General features: G+C 69.8%; 17 protein-coding genes. 7 read left to right on the top strand and 10 right to left on the bottom strand.

Features of this window, described 5'->3' with window-relative positions:
• The first annotated feature begins 123 nt into the window (after nt 1-123).
• Together H5399_RS08335 and H5399_RS08330 are read left to right on the top strand one after the other, a co-directional pair.
• A complete protein-coding gene (locus tag H5399_RS08335) occupies nt 124-1,020 on the top strand; it encodes a DMT family transporter (protein ID WP_182782587.1) in 897 nt (298 codons plus the stop codon).
• A 257-nt stretch (nt 1,021-1,277) separates the two neighbouring features.
• Nucleotides 1,278-2,486, top strand: coding sequence for a hypothetical protein (locus H5399_RS08330; protein WP_182782586.1), 1,209 nt, complete (start codon nt 1,278-1,280; stop codon nt 2,484-2,486).
• Between the two features lie 237 nt (nt 2,487-2,723).
• On the opposite strand, the gene H5399_RS08325 is transcribed toward H5399_RS08330, so the two are convergent.
• The 5 genes from H5399_RS08325 to H5399_RS08305 all read right to left on the bottom strand — a co-directional run bounded on the left by H5399_RS08325 (nt 2,724) and on the right by H5399_RS08305 (nt 7,928).
• On the bottom strand, nt 2,724-3,752 hold the full coding sequence (locus H5399_RS08325; RefSeq protein WP_182782585.1) for a GntG family PLP-dependent aldolase: 1,029 nt from the start codon (nt 3,750-3,752) through the stop codon (nt 2,724-2,726).
• Nucleotides 3,749-5,134 (bottom strand): class II 3-deoxy-7-phosphoheptulonate synthase, encoded by a 1,386-nt coding sequence (locus H5399_RS08320; RefSeq protein ID WP_182782584.1) that lies wholly within the window; start codon nt 5,132-5,134, stop codon nt 3,749-3,751. Before H5399_RS08320 ends, H5399_RS08325 begins: the two co-directional genes overlap by 4 nt.
• A 167-nt stretch (nt 5,135-5,301) precedes the next feature.
• A complete protein-coding gene (locus H5399_RS08315; RefSeq protein ID WP_182782631.1) occupies nt 5,302-5,943 on the bottom strand; it encodes a response regulator transcription factor in 642 nt (213 codons plus the stop codon).
• Nucleotides 5,944-5,965: 22 nt separating this feature from the next.
• Nucleotides 5,966-7,177, bottom strand: coding sequence for a sensor histidine kinase (locus H5399_RS08310; protein WP_182782583.1), 1,212 nt, complete (start codon nt 7,175-7,177; stop codon nt 5,966-5,968).
• On the bottom strand, nt 7,170-7,928 hold the full coding sequence (locus H5399_RS08305; protein WP_182782582.1) for a 1-acyl-sn-glycerol-3-phosphate acyltransferase: 759 nt from the start codon (nt 7,926-7,928) through the stop codon (nt 7,170-7,172). Before H5399_RS08305 ends, H5399_RS08310 begins: the two co-directional genes overlap by 8 nt.
• Before the next feature lie 660 nt (nt 7,929-8,588).
• Here H5399_RS08305 and H5399_RS08300 point away from each other — a divergent pair.
• Nucleotides 8,589-9,371, top strand: a complete 783-nt coding sequence (locus H5399_RS08300; protein WP_182782581.1) for a carboxylesterase — start codon at nt 8,589-8,591, stop codon at nt 9,369-9,371.
• Nucleotides 9,372-9,425: 54 nt separating this feature from the next.
• Here H5399_RS08300 and H5399_RS08295 read toward each other — a convergent pair whose 3' ends face one another.
• Together H5399_RS08295 and H5399_RS08290 are read right to left on the bottom strand one after the other, a co-directional pair.
• Nucleotides 9,426-10,520: a C40 family peptidase gene (locus H5399_RS08295; RefSeq protein ID WP_182782580.1), complete on the bottom strand. Its 1,095-nt coding sequence runs from the start codon at nt 10,518-10,520 to the stop codon at nt 9,426-9,428.
• A 119-nt stretch (nt 10,521-10,639) separates the two neighbouring features.
• The gene (locus tag H5399_RS08290) at nt 10,640-10,846 is read right to left on the bottom strand and encodes a hypothetical protein (RefSeq protein WP_182782579.1); all 207 of its coding nucleotides are present in this window, start codon (nt 10,844-10,846) and stop codon (nt 10,640-10,642) included.
• Between the two features lie 62 nt (nt 10,847-10,908).
• Between H5399_RS08290 and H5399_RS08285 the strand changes: the two genes are divergently transcribed.
• Entirely contained in the window at nt 10,909-12,675 is a 1,767-nt protein-coding gene (locus H5399_RS08285) for a DEDD exonuclease domain-containing protein (RefSeq protein WP_182782578.1), read from the top strand.
• Between the two features lie 102 nt (nt 12,676-12,777).
• Here the strand turns inward: H5399_RS08285 and H5399_RS08280 are convergent, their stop codons facing one another.
• Together H5399_RS08280 and H5399_RS08275 are read right to left on the bottom strand one after the other, a co-directional pair.
• Nucleotides 12,778-13,344, bottom strand: coding sequence for an RES family NAD+ phosphorylase (locus H5399_RS08280; RefSeq protein WP_182782577.1), 567 nt, complete (start codon nt 13,342-13,344; stop codon nt 12,778-12,780).
• Nucleotides 13,345-13,418: 74 nt separating this feature from the next.
• A complete protein-coding gene (locus H5399_RS08275; protein WP_182782576.1) occupies nt 13,419-14,204 on the bottom strand; it encodes a hypothetical protein in 786 nt (261 codons plus the stop codon).
• A 141-nt stretch (nt 14,205-14,345) separates the two neighbouring features.
• Here H5399_RS08275 and H5399_RS08270 point away from each other — a divergent pair, with 141 nt between their 5' ends.
• The 3 genes from H5399_RS08270 to H5399_RS08260 are packed head-to-tail and all read left to right on the top strand — an operon-like array spanning nt 14,346 to nt 16,371.
• The gene (locus H5399_RS08270) at nt 14,346-14,690 is read left to right on the top strand and encodes a PLD nuclease N-terminal domain-containing protein (RefSeq protein ID WP_182782575.1); all 345 of its coding nucleotides are present in this window, start codon (nt 14,346-14,348) and stop codon (nt 14,688-14,690) included.
• Nucleotides 14,687-15,619, top strand: a complete 933-nt coding sequence (locus H5399_RS08265) for an ABC transporter ATP-binding protein (RefSeq protein WP_182782574.1) — start codon at nt 14,687-14,689, stop codon at nt 15,617-15,619. The genes H5399_RS08270 and H5399_RS08265 overlap by 4 nt, the downstream gene beginning before the upstream one ends.
• Entirely contained in the window at nt 15,616-16,371 is a 756-nt protein-coding gene (locus H5399_RS08260; RefSeq protein WP_182782573.1) for an ABC transporter permease, read from the top strand. The genes H5399_RS08265 and H5399_RS08260 overlap by 4 nt, the downstream gene beginning before the upstream one ends.
• A gap of 126 nt (nt 16,372-16,497) precedes the next feature.
• Here the strand turns inward: H5399_RS08260 and H5399_RS08255 are convergent, their stop codons facing one another.
• On the bottom strand, nt 16,498-16,974 hold the full coding sequence (locus H5399_RS08255) for a UPF0158 family protein (RefSeq protein ID WP_182782572.1): 477 nt from the start codon (nt 16,972-16,974) through the stop codon (nt 16,498-16,500).
• Nucleotides 16,975-17,051: the final 77 nt, after the last annotated feature.

Below are 17,051 nucleotides of genomic sequence, written 5' to 3'. Positions count from 1 at the left end.
CCGCGAGACTTAGCGCAGGCGCGAAGGCGGGACAGCGATTTCACACAACCGCAGGCGCCGCCAAGGCACCCGTCGACCACGCTCGGAGCCCGTCGAACGACAGGCACGCGCTAGCGTGTCCCGGTGACCTACCCCCGCGGCGCCTGGCTGCCCGTCGCCGCGCTGCTGGTGGCCGCCGTCGCGTGGGGGTCCACCGTCGTGGTCACCAAGAGCGCGTTCGCCACACTCTCCCCGCTCGGCGTCGTCTCCCTCCGGCTGATCCTCACCGGGATCACGCTCGCGCTGATGTTCCCGCACCGGTTGCGGATGCCGCTGCGGGAGGCGGCCACCGGGGCTGGGCTCGGGTTGCTGCTTCTCGCCGGGCTGGCCACGCAGACGCTGGGCCTGCAGCTGATCGCGCCGTCGACCACCGGATTCCTCACCGCCACCTATGTGGTGTTCACCGCGCTGATCACCGCCGTGTTCCTCCGACAACGGCAGCCCAGCGCGACCTGGGTGGCGGTGGGCTTGACTGTCGCGGGGATCTCGGTGCTCGCGCTGGGGCACGACGGCGGCTCGAGCAACTTCGCCGTCGGCGCCGCGCTCACGCTGCTGAGTGCCGCCATCTACGCCGTCCACATCGTGCTGCTGGGACGGCACGTGACCAGGCGCAACGTGATCCACCTCACGCTCGCCCAGGCCGGGTCCGGCGCGGTCACGAGCCTGGTGATCTGGGCGTTGCTACGCGAGCCGGTGCCGTCGGATGCCGTGACGTGGGCGCAGCTGCTCTACCTGGGGATCGTCTGCGGGGCGGTTGCGTTGTTGCTGCAGAGTTGGGGGCAGAGCCACGTCGCGGCCACCCCTGCGGCGGTGATCATGTGCACCGAACCGCTGTGGGCGGCGGTGTTCGCGGTGGGGTTCGGGTTCGAGCCGTTCACGGCGACGATGGCGGTGGGCGGGTCGCTCGTCATGGCCGCGCTGCTGCTCGCGGTCCTCCCCCGTCGCCCCTCGACGATTCCTGAGGTCGCGTCCATCCGCTGACCGTTGCCCCTCTGCAACTTGCTATCCATAGAGCGGCTTCTGTGGATATCCGCAGATGCCGCTCTATGGATAGCAAGTTGCAGGCCCACCCCCGGCCTGATGGCCCCCGAGTGTGTGTAGGTTCGGGCCACGACCCTTCGAGACAGGTCCTCGCCGCTCCACGGGCGGACCTTCCTCAGGGAGCGAAGAGATAGAGACAGGTCCACGCCGCTCCGCGGGCGGACCTTCCTCAGGGAACGAGAAAGGAACAATCCCCCATGTCCGAGATCGTCTGGATCCTGTTCGCCGTCGTCGCGCTGGCCGCCGCCGTGGCCGCCGTGTGGGGCATCCGGCGACATCTGTACGTCAAGGAACTCACTGAGCGCGGCTGGACCTTCGTCACGTCGCCGTCGATCTCCATCGCGTACGGACTCAACGTGCCGCCGTTCGGGATGGGGTTCAAGCGCTCTGTCGACGATCAGATCATCGGCCGTGCCTCCGACGGGACCCAGTTCTCCGCGTTCCGCTACAAGTGCTCGCAGTGGAAGTCGGGCGGCTACGTCGTGACAGTGCCGCTGGGCCGCTCCCTCCTCCCCGCCGAGGTGTTCCACGGCCCCGCGCCGAAGCTGAGCCTCCCCGGGCAGACGATGGTGCTCGGCGAGCTCACCGCGGCCGCCGGTGACCCGGCCTACGCGGAGGCCCTCGTCGAGGCCGCCGCCCCGGCGCTGACCGGGCCGTACCGGGTCACCGTCGACGGCGAGCACCTGGTCCTCGTCGATGCGCCGAAGGAGGCCGACGGGCTGGCCGCGGCCGTCGAGCAGCTCGCCGCGACACGCGCCCGGATCCTCGCCTCCCCCGCCGCGACATTCAAGGCCCCGCTGCCCCCGCCGTCGCTCAGCTTCTACGGCCGCCCGGACTGGACCTACGTCCCCCGCGACGACTCCTACCTGGAGTTCCTCGACCACACCGGCGGAGGCCGCAACCATCAGGCCCTGGACATCATCTACTCCGACAACGAGGGCCTCCCGTTCATGCGGCTGCGCCACGAGTGGGACACCACGCACACCCGCACCGACGCACAGGGCCGCACCCACACCGAGACCCGCCATCACAGCGAGGAGCTGTGCGAGTTCCGCACCACGTTCCCGTTCCAGGACCTGTCGGTGAACTGGGAGTTGCTGGGGCCGTCGCAGAAGTTCGAGTGGGAGGACTTCAACCGGCGCTACAAGGTGCGCACCCCCGCGCCGCGGTTCGCCTCTGACGTGATGCATCAGCGCCAGATGGAGTACCTGATGGCTGGAAACGCGCCGAAGTTCGCGATCTCCGGGGACCGGATCATGGTGGGTGGCGGCGGGAGTTGGGAGCCGGAGGACATCGACGCCGCGTCCAGGTTCCTGCACGGCTTCTTCGCCCGCGTCCCCGACTTCGTGTGGCGGCAGCTCGGCGCCTGGCCGCGGCCCATCCCAGAGCTGGCCTACGACGCCTGACCCACCGCCTCTGCTGCGGGAGCGGGGGGGCGACGTGGCCTGGGTGGGGGGAGGGTTTGAGCAAATGGCAGGGTTCGCGGTGCGGACCACGCTCAGTTCACGCGGGAGGCTCTCCGCGAACCCTGCCATTTGCTCAACGCCCCCCCGGTCCACCGCCGAGGAGAGGGGGTCAGGCCGACGCCGCAGCCAGACCGACGCCGCAGCCAGGGCGGCGCCGCAGTCAGGGCGGCGCCGCAGTTAGGCCGAAGCCGCGGCCAGTGCGGCGCCGATGAGGGCGCCCGCCCCGCGACACTCCTCCTCGGTGACATCCATGTGCGTCACGGCGCGCAGCGACGACGGGCCCAACACGCTGACCTTCACCCCCTGCTCGGCCAGCCGCGCAGCCACCGCAGGGGCCCCGGCCACCGGGATCAGCACGATGTTTGTCTCCACCGAGGCCTCGTCGACCGCGCCCGGGCACGCCTCGTTGATGGCCCTGGCCAGCGTCGACGCCGCCCGGTGGTCATCGACGATCCGGTCCATGTTGTGCTCGATCGCATACAGCCCCGCGGCCGCCAGCAACCCCGCCTGACGCCACCCGGCGCCCAACCGCTTGCGCTGCACGCGGGCCCGCGCCATCTCGTCGGCCGTCCCCACCAGGACGCTCCCGACGGGGGCGCCGAGTCCCTTGGACAGGCAGAACGAGACGGTGTCGAAGAGGTGCCCGTAGTCACTCAACGCCCGGCCCGTCACCGCGACAGCATTGCCCAACCGGGCCCCGTCGAGGTGCGTGGCGACACCGAAGCCCCGCGCGCCCTCGCTGAGGGCGCTGAGCTCGGCGAAGGACTGCACCGTGCCGCCGCCGAAGTTGTGGGTGTCCTCCACCGCGACACAGGCGGTCTCCACCAGGTAGGGCCGGCAGTTCACCGCCACCAGGCTGAGGGCGTCGTCGGCCACCAACCGCCCCGACGTCGAGACCCAGGTCCGCATCGTCACCCCGTGCACGGCGCCGTGCGCGCCCATCTCGGCGCGCGCGATGTGCGCGTACGCGTCGCACAGCACCTCCCGGCCGGGCTCGGTGTGCAGCCAGATGCCGAGCAGGTTGGACAGCGATCCGGTGGCGCAGAACAGCCCCGCCTCCTTGCCGAACAGCCCCGCCACGCGCTGTTCGAGCGCCGCGACACTCGGGTCCTCGCCGTACACGTCGTCGCCGACGGGGGCCTCGACCATCGCGGCCAGCATGCCGGCGCTGGGCCGGGTGACGGTGTCCGAACGGAGGTCGATCACAGTTCCCTCGCCATGTATTCCTGGACCGGGTTCACCCGCTTCAGCCGTCCGGAGCGCAGCCGTTGGGCGACGGTGAACGCCAGCTCCAGCGACTGGTTGCGGTTGAGGCGAGGGTCGCACACCGTCTCATAGCGGTTGGCGAGGTCCTCCTCCATGAGGTTCATCACGCCGCCGACGCACTCGGTGACGTCGTCGCCGGTGAGCTCCACGTGCAGGCCGCCGGGCCAGGTGCCGAGCTCCTCGTGGACGTCGAAGAATCCGTTGACCTCGTCGACGACGTCGGTGAAGGAGCGCGTCTTGTAGCCGTTGGCGGCCTCGAAGGTGTTGCCGTGCATCGGGTCGCACACCCATGCCACCTTGCGGCCCGTGGCCTCGACGCCCTTGATGACGCCGGGCAGGACGTCGCGGACCTTCTTGGCGCCCATGCGGGTGATGAAGGTGATCCGTCCGGGGACGCGCTCCGGGTCCAGCCGGTCCGCCAGCGCGATGGCCTGTTCGGCGGTGGTGGTGGGGCCGAGCTTGATGCCGAGCGGGTTCTGCACGCGGCGCAGCAGCTCCACGTGGGCGCCGTCGAGCTGCCGGGTGCGTTCCCCGATCCACAGCATGTGGCCGGAGCAGGTATAGAGCTCCTGCGAGCGGGAGTCGACGCGGGTGAGCGCGCGCTCGTACTCGAGCAGCAGCGCCTCGTGGGAGGCGTAGAAGTCAACGGTGTTGAGGGCGGAGTCGTGGACGCCGCAGGCCACCATGAACGCCAGGGCGCGGTCGATCTCGGAGGCGAGCTCCTCGTATTCGGCCTCGACGGCGGAGTCGCGGACGAACTGCCCGTTCCAGGTGTGCACGCCGCGGAGGTCTGCGAAGCCGCCCTTGACGAAGGCGCGCACGAGGTTGAGGGTGGCGGCCGAGGAGTTGTAGACCTGCAGGAGGCGGCCCGGGTCGTGGGCGCGGTCCTCGGGGGTGAAGTCGAAGCCGTTGATGGCGTCGCCGCGGTAGGCGGGCAGCGACACGTCTCCGCGGGTCTCCATGTTGTTGGAGCGCGGCTTGGCGTACTGCCCGGCGATGCGGCCCACCTTGATGACGGGGACCTGCGCGGCGTAGGTCATGACCACGGCCATCGAGAGCTGGACCAGCAGCTTGGACTTGATGTTCTGCGCGGTGACGGCGGCGAAGGTTTCGGCGCAGTCGCCGCCCTGCAGGAGGAACGCGCGCCCGTCGGCGACGTCGGCCAACTTGGCGCGGAGGTCGTCGCACTCGCCGGCGAACACCAGTGGGGGCAGCGACTCGAGCGCGTCGATGGTCTTGTCCAGGGCGGCCTGGTCCGGGTACGACGGCTGCTGGACCATCGGCAGCGCGCGTAGTTCTTCCCGGGAGATGATGCTCGACATGGTGCGTAGGTTACTGCACCGCCCGCAGACCCCCCGCCCCGGGAACCGACGGTGGACCCCCCTGCTGGACCCAGTGCTGTTCCGAGGGCGGACTCGTCACGGCGTTTCGACGCGCGCTGCGCAGCTGCGCTGCTATTCGCGGCTCAACGAGCGGGGGGTGCGGGGACTCAGGCCGAGGGGTCGTGCCACCCCTGGTCGATCGCGTACAGCGTCAACTCCACCCGGTTGTGCAGCTGCAACTTCCGCAACACGTTGTGCACGTGGTTCTGCACAGTCCGGTGCGACACGAACAGCTCGTCGGCGATCTCCCGGTACGCCATCCCCTTCGCCACCCGCCGAAGCACCTCGATCTCCCGCGACGTCAGCCCCGGGCTCTCCTCGTTGAGCGCCCGCGCCACGTTGACCATGCGGCGGAACTCCCCCAGCACCAGCCCGGCCAGCCCGGGCGTGAACACCGCGTCGCCCGCCGCGGTCCGGCGCACGCCGTCGATCAGCTCCTCCTTCGACGCCGACTTCACCAGGTAGCCCTTCGCGCCGGCCTTCATGGCCCGCAGCACGTCGTCGCGCTCCCCCGACGCGGAGATCACCAGCACCTGCAGGTCCGGGAACTCGCGCAGCAGCAGCTCGATGCAGGTGGCGCCGTCGGGCTCGGGGATCTTGAGGTCCATCACGACGATCTCCGGCTTCGCGGCCCGTGCCCGGGCGACGCATTCGACGCCGCTCTTGGCCACCGCGACGATCTCGAATCCCACCTCGGTGAGGTCCTCGCTGAGGGCGTCGATCCACATGGGGTGGTCGTCGACGAGCATAACGCGTCGACGCTCGTGGACCTCAGGCGTGTGCGTCACTGCTGCTCCCTGCCTTGCCATCGATGGGGAACCGCAGCTCCCATTCCGTCCCGGCGCCCGGTGAGGTCTTGAGCATCGCGGACCCGCCGAGGGCCGCCATCCGCCCCACGATCGAATCCTTGATGCCCATCCGGCCGGACTCGGCGGCCTGAACCACCTGGTCCGGGCTCATGCCGACTCCATTGTCGCGGACCCACAGGATCACTTCGTCGTCCCGCTCCTGATCCAGCAGGATCCACGCCTGGGCATCCGCGCCGGCGTGGGAGGCGACGTTGGTGAGGATCTCGGTGAGGGCCGCCTCCACCTCCTCGGCGAGGCCGCGCGGCACGGTGACGCCGCTGGCCATCGTCGAGACGGTGACGTTGCCCGAGTGGTAGCGGTCAAGGGCGGCGGCGAGGTCCACGCGCTCGGTGTGCTGGACGGGTGCGTACTCGCGGTCCTGGAGGAGCACCCGCAGCTGGGCCTCGGACTCCCGGGCCAGGGCCGCCAGCCGCACCCCGCGACCCCCGAGCGACGGCCCCTCCCGCTCCACCAGCGCCAGCACCTGGAGGGCGCCGTCGTGGACGATGCGTGAGAGTCGCTGCCTCTCCGCGAGCGCGGCGGAGCGGGCCCGTTCCTGCTCCTGCTCGACGAGGGTGGCGCGGAACTGCTCGATGAGCACGCCCAGGCAGGCGATGAGGACCACCGTCACGAACGACGCCCCCAGCCGTTGCAGCTCGAAGTGCGACGGCGCCCCCAGCAACGCCGCGGAGGTCACCAGCGCGAACCCGACGCCCCATCGGGTGCCGAGGAAGATGGCGGCGTAGGCGGCGCAGCCGCTGATCCAGTAGCCGGCGAGCGACAGCGGCGCCCCGCCGGGCGGCACCGTGAGCAGCGTGGTGAGGATGAGCGCGACCGTCACGCCGAGGTCCGCCACATGCGCCTGCCACGTGCGGTGCGCGGGGGTGCGCATCCGCCACGAGATGAAGCAGTGCCAGGCGATCAGCGCGACGGTCGCGGCGACGACGCCCACCGGCCGGTCCGTGTAGTGCACCACATAGAAGAGGTTGACGAAGACGGCATGCAGTCCGAGGAGGGATCTGGCCACCACCGCGACACCGTAGACGCGGCCGAGGAGGTCTGAGGGGTCGCGGAATCCGAGGGTCCCCACGGGCGGCCGGCGCAGGGTCGACGGCGGCCGGGGCCGGTCACTCACCCGGCCTGGCCTCCACCTGGGGCTTGGGCCCGCCGCCGGGGCGCGGGAGGAGGAAGGCGTCGGAGCCGGGGACTTCCAGGTCGCCATGCTTGACCCGCGCGGCGTAGACGTCTGCGTACTCCTGCCCGGTGAGCTGCTGGATGGCGGCCAGGACCTCGTCGGTGACCCAGCGGAGGACCTTCGTGTTGCCGGGCGTTTGCCGGAACTCGGAGAAGTCGAGCGGCTTGCCGATGATGACGACGGGGCGTTTCGCCCACGGGATGCCGAGGGGGCCCTTGTGGGACTTGGTGCCGATGACGCCGACGGGGATGACGGGCACGTCGTTCTGGAGCGCGATCCGCGCCATGCCGGTCTTGCCCTTGTAGAGGCGGCCGTCGGGCGAGCGGGTGCCCTCGGGGTAGATGGCGACGACGCGGCCCTGGGCCAGCACGTCGGAGATGGCACCGAGGGCGTCGGCGCTGGCCCGGCCGCCGCTGCGGTCCATCGGCACCATGCCCACCACGGTGAGGAACCAGGCCATGGCCTTGGCTCCGAGCCCGCCCTGGCCGACGAAGAGTTCGGCTTTGGCGGGGAACGTGAGAGGTCGCGGCATCATGGCGGGGACGACGAGGGAGTCCAGCGCGCCGATGTGGTTGCTGGCGAGGATGGCGCCGCCGGTGCGTGGGAAGTTCTCCGCCCCGATGACCTTGGCCCCGTAGCCGTACTTGACGAGGGGGCGGGCGAGGAGGGTCTTGAAGAAGCGGTACCACATGGGCCGAAGTCTATGGCAGCGCTCGTCCGCTGATCCGGTCCCTGACGGGCCCGGCGCCGCACCGCGGTTGGCCGCCTGCCGCTGTCCGCCTGCCTTGGGGACCGACGCCTGCCTTGGGGACCGACGCCTGCCTTGGGGACCGACGCCTGCCCTACTGACGAACGCCTGCCTTGTGGGCGGCCCGCCAGCGCTAACTCTGGCCGCCAGCGTTACAGAACAGGCGCCAGAAACTAGCGCTGGCGTCACGCTCGCCACCCCATCGCGCCTGCCCTACAGATCGACGCCAGCCCTACTTACCGACGCCTGCCCTGGGCACGGACGCCTGCCGTACTGACGGACGCCAGCCTTGCGGGCGACGACGCCAGCGGTAACTCCGGCCGCCTGCGCTACAGAACAGGCGCCAAGAATTTGCGCAGGCGTCACGCTTACCACGCCTCGCTAACGCAGGCGTCCGTCACCTAGGCAGGCGTCCGTCGGTAGGGCAGGCGCTCACCACGCCCTCACAAACGCTGGCGTCCGGCTGTAACGCTGGCGTCCATCTGTAACGCTGGCGTCCATCTGTAAGGCTGGCGTCCGTCGGTTAGGCAGGCGTCCGCCACCCAGCCACCCGCCACCCGCGACCCAACCCCGGGCGATCCGCATCGGGCCTATCCTCGATCCATGTTCTTCTCGACGCCGTTCTCCCGCCCCGCCGCGACACCCGTCTGGCCCGAGGCCCGGCCCCTCCATCTCGGCGACGGCGACATCGGCGTGGTGATGTGCCACGGCTTCACCGGCTCGGTGGCGTCCATCCGCCCGTGGGCGGAGGCCCTCGCCACCCCCGCCGAGGAGTACCCGGGCGTGCGCGTGGTCGCGCCGAGGCTGCCCGGACACGGCACGTCGTGGCAGGACATGGCGCGGATGCGCTGGTGGGATTGGTTCGGCGCCGTCGAGGACGCCTATCTGGAGCTTGCGGGCGAGCAGAAGCGGGTGTTCGTGGCGGGGTTGTCGATGGGCGGGGCGCTGGCGCTGCATCTGGCCGCGCGGCACACCGTCGCGGGGGTGCTGCTGGTCAATCCTGCGATCGCGTCGCGGGATCCGCGTTACCCGGTGGCGTCACGGCTGCGGCACGTGCTGCCGCCCCAGAAGGGGATCGCTTCGGACATCGCGCAGCCGGGTGTGGTGGAGCCGGCCTACCCAAAGTTCGCTGTGGCCAGCCTGGGCACGATGATGGATCTGTGGAGGGAGGCCCGCTCCGGGCTGCGGCGCATTGACGCGCCGGTGCTGTTGATGCGCTCCCCGCAGGACCACGTCGTCGACGATCTGGGCTCGGAGATCATCAAGCGTGAGGTGCGCGACGTTCGGTTCGCGTCGTTGCAGCGAAGCTTCCACGTGGCGACGATGGATTATGACGCGGACCTGATTGTCGCGGAGTCGCGGCGGTTCATCACCAGCGTCCACTGACGCGGGAGTGGAAGAAGGCCGCCGAATCCGGCGGCCTTCTCACAGAAGCAATGCTCAGCCGACGACGCGGCGCACGCCCGTGATCGGCATCGAGTGCAGGCTCGTGACGTTGACGCCGCTGCGCGGGTTGGCCGCGTGGACGATCTTGCCGTTGCCGATGTACAGCGCAACGTGGCTGACGGGGCTGTAGTAGAAGACGAGGTCGCCGGGCTGGATCTCAGACAGCGAGACCTTGCGTCCCTCGCTCGAGTACTGCGTCCTCGACGAGCGGCTCAGCGTGATGCCGACCTGGCGGTAGGCGTAGCTGGTGAGGCCGGAGCAGTCGAAGGTGTTGGGTCCGGAGGTGCCCCACACGTAGGCGCTGCCCACCTTGGCGAGGGCCGCGTTGATGGCGCCCTGGACGCGCGACGACGAAGCGGCGGTCACGGGAGCCGTCTGGGTCTCTGCCTTCGGCGCCGACGACGCGGTGGTCTCACGCGAACGGCTGGTGGTGGCTGCTTCCGCGGCGCGTGCCTCGGCTGCGGCCTGCTCGGCTGCGGCGCGGGCCTGACGCTCGGCCTCGATGGCGGCGAGGCGCTGGCGCTCTTCCTCCGAGAGGCGGTCGTAGACGCGCTGGGCCTCGGCCTCCTTGGCTTCGAACTCCTCGGCGAGCACGGTCTTGGTCGCGAGTTCCTTCTTGACGGTGGCCTCGGTGGCGGCCGCGTCTTCGCGGAGGGTGGTGAGCTTGGCCTGGTCCAGCTGGAGCTGCTGCACGCCGGCGTTGGAGCGGTCTAGCTCGCTCTGGTAGGCGGCGAGCCCGCTGAGGAAGTTGTCCGAGGAGCCGCTGGTGAGCAGCTGCGCGGTGACACTGAAGGAGTCGTGGCGCATCTGGAGGGTGGCGACGTCGCCCATCTCGTCTGCGAGCGTGGAGACCTTCGCCTCCTGCGTCTGCAGGTCAGCGGCGATGGTCTTCAGCTTGGCCTCGGCCTGCTGGGCGCGCTCGCTGGCCTCGATCAGCTCCTGATCGATGGCCGACGACTCCTGCTGAATGCGGGCCAGCTCTTCGCGGGCCTTCTCCACAGCGGCAGGGTCAGCCTGGGCGGCGACGCCCATGGTGGCGACGAGGGCGGCAGCGACGATCCCGGTCAGGGCGAGTCGGACTCGGTTCACGTGTACTCCAAGCGTTGGGCAAGTCTGAGAGAATCTTAAGCGCCCTCAGGCTTTTCTCAAAATGCCCACGGAAGTTAGTGTCACCCGTCGGACGTGCCCGCCTGGAGGCCTTGTCAGACTCACATTGCCTGATGGCGTATGTCGTCGTCCGGGTGGCTCAACCGCAGCGGTGGGACCAGCCCGGCGTCGGCCAGGACGGTGAGCGCCCGTTGTTCGGAGTCCTCGAGGCCGACGCCGGGCGGGCCGAGGAGGACGGAGATCACGCAGTCCGCGCACGCGTCTCCGCGCACGGTGCAGGTGGTGCAGTCAACATGCAAGGTAGCCATGACGCCACCCTTTCCCACCCCTCCGACAGTTTCTGTCAGACCCCGCCCCTACCGTGATCCCCATGCCCGAGATCTCCGCCGCCCAACCCTCGTTCGAGGACCTCGGCGTCCACCTCTCGCAGGTCACGTTCGTCGTGGTGGACCTCGAGACGACGGGGGGCGCAGCAGACTCCGAGATCACCGAGGTGGGCGCGGTGAAGGTGCGCGGCGGCCAGGTGATCGGCGAGTTCCAGACCCTCGTCCGCCCCTCCACCCCCATCCCCGCCATGATCCAGGTCCTCACCGGCATCACAAACCAGATGGTGGCCACCGCTCCCCCGCCGTCGCAGGTGCTGCCCGCCTTCGCGGAGTTCGCCGCGGGCGCGGTGATCGTGGCGCACAACGCCCGCTTCGACACCGGCTTCCTCAAGCGCGGCTACGAGCAGCTCGGTCTCGCCTGGCCGCGCCCCACCGTCGTCGACACCGTCGCCCTGGCCCGCACCGCCCTCCTGCGTGACGAGGTGCCCAACTGCAAGCTGGCCACCCTCGCCCGCTTCTTCCGCGCCGGCACCGAGCCCAACCACCGCGCCCTCAGCGACGCCCGCGCCACCGTCGACGTCCTCCACGGACTGCTGGAGCGGGTGGGCAACCTCGGCGTCCACACTCTGGAGGACCTCACCGAGTTCGCGCTCCAGGTCTCACCGGACCGGCGCGCCAAGCGCACCTGGGCGACAGGCGCCCCCGAGTGCGCCGGCGTCTACTTCTTCTACACAGATTCGGTCACCCCCGACGGCGAGAAGAAGCGCGAGATCCTCTACGTCGGCAAGTCCACCAACCTGCGCCGTCGCGTCCGCTCCTACTTCTCCGCCGCGGAGAAGCGCGGCCGCATCCACGAGATGGTGCGGGTGGCCTCCGGGGTGGAGTTCGTCAAATGCGCCACGGACCTTGAGGCGGAGGTGCGGGAGCTGCGGATGATCGAGTCGCTCGCCCCGCGCTACAACCGCCGCTCGAAGAACCAGCGGAAGGTCAGTTGGCTCAAGCTCACCGACGAGGCGTTCCCGCGGCTGTCGATCGTCACGCAGGTCAAGCAGGAGGGCACCTACTTCGGCCCCTTCCGATCCCGCGACGCAGCAGACGAAGCTGCGCTCACCCTCTACGACGCCTTCCGCCTCCGCCGCTGCACCACGCGCCTCTCGGCCAAGAAGGCGTCCGCCTCCTGCGCGCTGGCGGAGATGGGCCGCTGCGTGGCGCCCTGCGAACTGGGCGACGGCGCGGCGCAGTACCCCGCCATCGCGCAGGCCGTGTCCAGCAGCTGGCTGGGCGACGTCCGCCCCGTGCTGCGCAGCGTGCGGGTGCGGATGCGCAAGCTGGTGGCGCAGGAGCGCTTCGAGGAGGCGGGCACCATCTCGGACCGGCTGACCGCCTACTACCGCACGTCCATCCGCTTCCATCGCCTGCGCTCCCTGGCGCTGTGCCGGCAGCTGGTGGCGGCCATCCCGTCGGCCGCGGGCTGGGACATCCACATCATCCGCTACGGCAAGCTCGCCGCCGCCACGACGGCGCCCTCAGCCCGCGCCCGCGCCGCCGCAGAGGAGGCCATGGAGACAGCCGAGACGGTCCTCCCGCCCCGCGGCGGACTGCCGGCGGGCAGCGTCGAGGAGGCGGAGCGCATCGCGGCGTGGCTGGAGCTGCCGGGTGTCCGGCTCATCGAGACCGACGGCGAATGGGCCTGGCCCCTCCACGCCGGACTGCCCGACGGCGCCCTCGCCGAAGAGCTCCTCGGCCCGGCCCCACCCCTGCCTGTCGACGATCCGCTCGGACGGACGGTCGCAGCCCTCCTCGCGTCCTGACGGTAATCATCATGTCACTCAGACATGTACATTCTTGGCCTCAATTCGTACATGTCCTGCGGACATGTCGACGCCGTCACCATGTCGATGCCGATCGAGCAGTCACGGGATGACTCTGGCTCTCGCCCTGGTCACCGTCCTTCGCACCTTCGTGCGCAGCTCCGCCGTCCAACCCGACACCTCAGCGGCTCCCCGGCTTGGGCGGGGACGCCCCTCGGGCCCAAAGAGCGCCAGCGCATTGACGGCGCCTGGCGTGAACCGGGGGGCGTAGGACATGGCGCTGAACCCGGCGGATGAGAACGCCGCCGCATGCCGTTGGGTGAGCCCATAGCCCGCCCCCGCCGAGATCTCGCGTGTGACGTAGCCGGCGGCTTCGACACTCTGAGTATCTGCGATGTCCTCAGGCTCACAGAAGGGCCTGAGGTCGACGCTGGAGACGGTGGTGCCGTCGAGTGCGACGGGTGGGAGGATCGGATGCGTCCCCCACACCTCCCCCAGCCGCTCTCGCACAGCGGCCTCGATGCTGTCCGCGAAGTAGCAGGTTCCTTCCGGCTGCGCCAGGTCGAAGCGCCCGTCCCCTGGCGGAGCGGACGCGAACCACCAACAACCACGATCTGGCTCCGCCGGGTACCCATCCGAGTGGGCCCGGTACCAGTAGCTCAGATCCACGCCCGTGCTCCTTGGGAAGTCCGCGGCAAGTTCCGTCGAGGGATGCGGTTCTCCGAGGCTGATGTCCTCACGGCTCACCGGAGCATCCTCTCGACGTCGGCATGCGCGAGCGCGAGGACGGCGGCCGGATCCCTACCCTGGGCCAGCCAGTTCGCCGCGGAGACCTGGCCCAGTGCTCCTTGTGGTGTGGTCAACCAGAGCGCCTTGGACAGGCCATCCTTTGCCACCCGGTTCAACTCGCTCAGAACCTCCGACAGTCCAGCCAGCGGCTCGAGGTCTGGCGTGAACTGCCACGTGGGGTAGAGAAGGGCGCCGTCATCAGCCGGGACGGCGAGCAGCGTGTTCCGCTGGACCCGACCTGTGAGCGCCTGACGCGTGACGCCCAGGCGTCGCCTGAGCCCTTGCGTGTCGAAGTAGGGACCCAGGGCCTCCGTGGGGTCATCGTCGTCGGGGAGGCGGTTGGCGAACGCTTCGACCGCGGCTTCCGCCTCGCTTTCGGTCAGGGTGCCGGCGCCGACCCGTTGAACGAGCACATCGTGGAGACGATGAAGCACGGCTTCCGGACGGACACGCCCGGGCGCGGCCGTCAGGTCATCGTCATCGACGAGGCGGACGAAGGAGCCGGTCTTTTCGACGGAGACGCGCAGGACGCCGCCCACCGCCTTGGCGTGACCACTCTTCCCTTCCTCAACCAGCAGCAGGCGGTCCTGCTTGCCCGAATGCGACCTCTCCAGCAGGAGCGTGACAGGGACGAAGTCCGCATCAGTGACATCCTCCACCTTGGTGATCCCGCGCTCCCGCTTCGCGCCCATCCTCGCCCGGAGCGCCCTCCTCCGGGGGCTTCTCAGCGACCTTGCCACGTTGACCTCCTTGCATCCATCGTCAACCCAGTCAATGGTACACCCGTGAGGAAGTCTGGGACTAGGCTTGACTAGTGGCGAAGGCACCACGACGGATCCCTGCCACAACCGCGCCTTCCGCCCGACAGAAGGGAACCACCCATGCCTCTCAACCAACTCCTCGACCTCCCCACCGGCGTCCTCGTCCTGCTCGGCGTCGTCATCGTCATCGAGCTGGCGCTCCTCATCGTGGGCGTCGTCGCCTGGGCCCGCACGCCCGACGCGCAGATGCCCCGGCCCAACAAGTGGGTCTGGCTCGTGCTCATTCTCTTCGTGCAGATCCTCGGCCCCATCACCTTCCTCCTGGTCCGGCGAAGCGAGGCCAAGTACGCGTCCGCTGCCGTCCAGCCGGAGGCGCTGCCCGGCGCCCGCCACGCGGCGAGTCGCACCGCTGCCGACACCGCCGACCTCCTCTACGGCCGACGCGAGGACAAGGACCCCAGGTGAACGTGGTTGAGACCAACGGCCTCACCAAGCAGTACGGCGAAGTCCGCGCTCTCGACGGAGTCTCCCTGACGGTGCCGGAGGGGTCGGTGTTCGGCTTCCTCGGCCCCAACGGGGCGGGCAAGACCACCATGCTGCGCATCCTGCTGGGTCTGGCGCGCCCCACCTCGGGAGGCGCCACGATCTTCGGCCACGACACCGAGTCCGGCCGCGACGCGATCCACGCCCGCGTCGGGTTCCTGCCGGACGTGCCGGGCTTCTACCCGTGGATGACGGGCGCGGAGTTCATGCGGTTTGCCGGCTCCCTCTTCGGGATCGCGGAGCCGGTCCTCGCCGAGCGCGCCGACGCCCTCCTCGAGATGGCCGGGCTGGCCGGCAACAAGAACCCGGTGGGCGGCTACTCGCGGGGCATGAAGCAGCGGCTCGGGATCGCGCAGGCCCTCATCAACGCCCCGGACCTGCTGATCCTCGACGAGCCGACCTCCGCCCTGGACCCCCTCGGCCGCGCGGAGGTGCTGCAGATGATCGCTTCGCTCAGAGGCCGCACCACCGTCCTGTTCTCCAGCCACCTGCTCGGCGACGTGGAGCGGATCTGCGACCAGGTGGCGGTCCTCGACCGTGGCCGGCTCGTCGTCCAGGGCACCGTCGCCGACCTCCGTCGCTCGCACGGCGGTTCGACGACGGTCCGCATCGCCGTCACCGACGGCATCGAGGCGCTCACAGCGGCGGTCGCGGCCGAGCCGTGGTGCGTCCGCCACACCCCCGTGTCTGGCGACGATCAGGCCATCGACGTCATCGTCAGCGATCTCGCGGCCGCGCGGCAGGCAGCGCCGGGCATCGTTGCCGGGCTGGGGCTGGGGCTGCGCCGCTTCGACGAGCTCGAGGTCTCGCTGGAGGACGTGTTCGTGGGCCTCGTGGGGGTGAACCGATGAGCTTCCGAGCCTTCCTGTCCAAGGACCTGCGCGAGATCCTCCGCACGTGGCGGATCTTCGTGCTGCCGGGGATCCTGCTGTTCTCGGCCGTCACCGGACCCCCGACGGCCGCCTACACCGCTGAGCTGCTCGCCACCCTGGGCGGCGACATCTTCGCGGGCGTGATGCCGGACCCCACCTGGGTGGACTCCTACGCCCAGTGGACCAAGAACCTCAGCCAGATCGTCGGCTTCGCCCTCATCATCATGCTGGGTAGCGCCATCTCCGGCGAGAAGCGGGCGGGCACCGCCATCATGGTGCTGACCAAGCCGGTGTCGCGCGCGGGCTTCGTGCTCTCGAAGTTCGTCTCGACGGCGATCCTCCTCATCGGCGCCACCCTGGTCGGGATGCTGGCGACCTGGGGCGTGACGCTGATCTGGTTCCCCGACGCGCCGTTCGGCCCGCTGCTGGCGGCGACGGCGGCGTGGCTGCTGTTCGCCCTGTTGCTGGTGGCGGTGGTGCTGCTGGGCTCGGCCGCCGTGGACTCGGGCGCCGGCGCGGCGGGCATCGGTCTGGGCTTCTTCTTCCTGCTGATGCTCTCGGGGATCTGGGGCCCGATGCTCCGCTGGACGCCCGCGGGGATGGTCAACGCCCCGGTCGCGCTCGGGGCGGACGTCGCGGTCGACATTCTGTGGCCCGCCCTCACGACGGCATTCCTCATTGTGGCGCTGGTGTGGGCTGCGGTGAAGGTCTTCGAGCGTCGCGAGCTCTGACCCTTTCTTCGTGGGCTGAGCCCCTCCGCTGGCTGAGGTGCGAGGAGCGCAGCGCCACCTCCGCTGGCTGAGGTGCCGCGCAGCGGCCTCGAAGCCTATGAAACTCGAGCTGACAAGGTCACTCTTTCAGGCTTCGAGGGTGATGTTGTTGTCGTCGGCCCACTTGCGGGCGATCCTGGTGAACTGCTCGTCGCGGTAGCGGTACCAGGAGTCGGCGAGGTCGTGGCGGTGGACGAGGTCCTTGAACCTTCGGAACGCGCCAGCGCGGTGCAAACCGTCCCACAGCTGTTGCCGCAGTCCAGACTCAGGCAGGGTGTCGGTGAAGTCGACCATGATGGAGTGCTCGTCGACGTCGAACTTCGTCGGCAGGGGCACGAACCGGTCGGTGGCGTCCTCGAGTATCAGGAGGGCGAGCTTGAGGGAGTCCACGTCGCCGCTGTTCGTGTAGGTGGCCGCTTCGGCCAAGTCGGCGGCTTCGGGAAGGTCCTCTGCGGTGGAGAGTTCGTCGCCCAAGACCCAGACCAGTTCGTCGTCCTGCCGGTCGTAGTAGCTGTGGCAGTCATCGCCCATCGTCAGAGCGTCTGCCAAGTCGGCGAGTCGCACAGCCACATCCACTCCACATCTGATGAGTCGCTTCAGCGTAACCCTTTCCGAGCCTGCCTGGAACACCGTCAAAGGCG

Source organism: Tessaracoccus sp. MC1627, from assembly GCF_014164725.1.
Lineage (GTDB): Bacteria > Actinomycetota > Actinomycetes > Propionibacteriales > Propionibacteriaceae > Arachnia.
Note: the sequence above shows the minus strand (reverse complement) of the source record. Positions and strands in the feature narration are given on the sequence as shown.

Coding starts and splice junctions, on each gene's coding strand:
- H5399_RS08305 (WP_182782582.1), bottom strand. CDS start 7,928: ATGTGGTACCGCTTCTTCAAGACCCTCCTCGCCCGCCCCCTCGTCAAG.
- H5399_RS08290 (WP_182782579.1), bottom strand. CDS start 10,846: ATGGCTACCTTGCATGTTGACTGCACCACCTGCACCGTGCGCGGAGAC.
- H5399_RS08260 (WP_182782573.1), top strand. CDS start 15,616: ATGAGCTTCCGAGCCTTCCTGTCCAAGGACCTGCGCGAGATCCTCCGC.
- H5399_RS08320 (WP_182782584.1), bottom strand. CDS start 5,134: ATGTCGAGCATCATCTCCCGGGAAGAACTACGCGCGCTGCCGATGGTC.
- H5399_RS08270 (WP_182782575.1), top strand. CDS start 14,346: ATGCCTCTCAACCAACTCCTCGACCTCCCCACCGGCGTCCTCGTCCTG.
- H5399_RS08285 (WP_182782578.1), top strand. CDS start 10,909: ATGCCCGAGATCTCCGCCGCCCAACCCTCGTTCGAGGACCTCGGCGTC.
- H5399_RS08330 (WP_182782586.1), top strand. CDS start 1,278: ATGTCCGAGATCGTCTGGATCCTGTTCGCCGTCGTCGCGCTGGCCGCC.
- H5399_RS08315 (WP_182782631.1), bottom strand. CDS start 5,943: ATGCTCGTCGACGACCACCCCATGTGGATCGACGCCCTCAGCGAGGAC.
- H5399_RS08300 (WP_182782581.1), top strand. CDS start 8,589: ATGTTCTTCTCGACGCCGTTCTCCCGCCCCGCCGCGACACCCGTCTGG.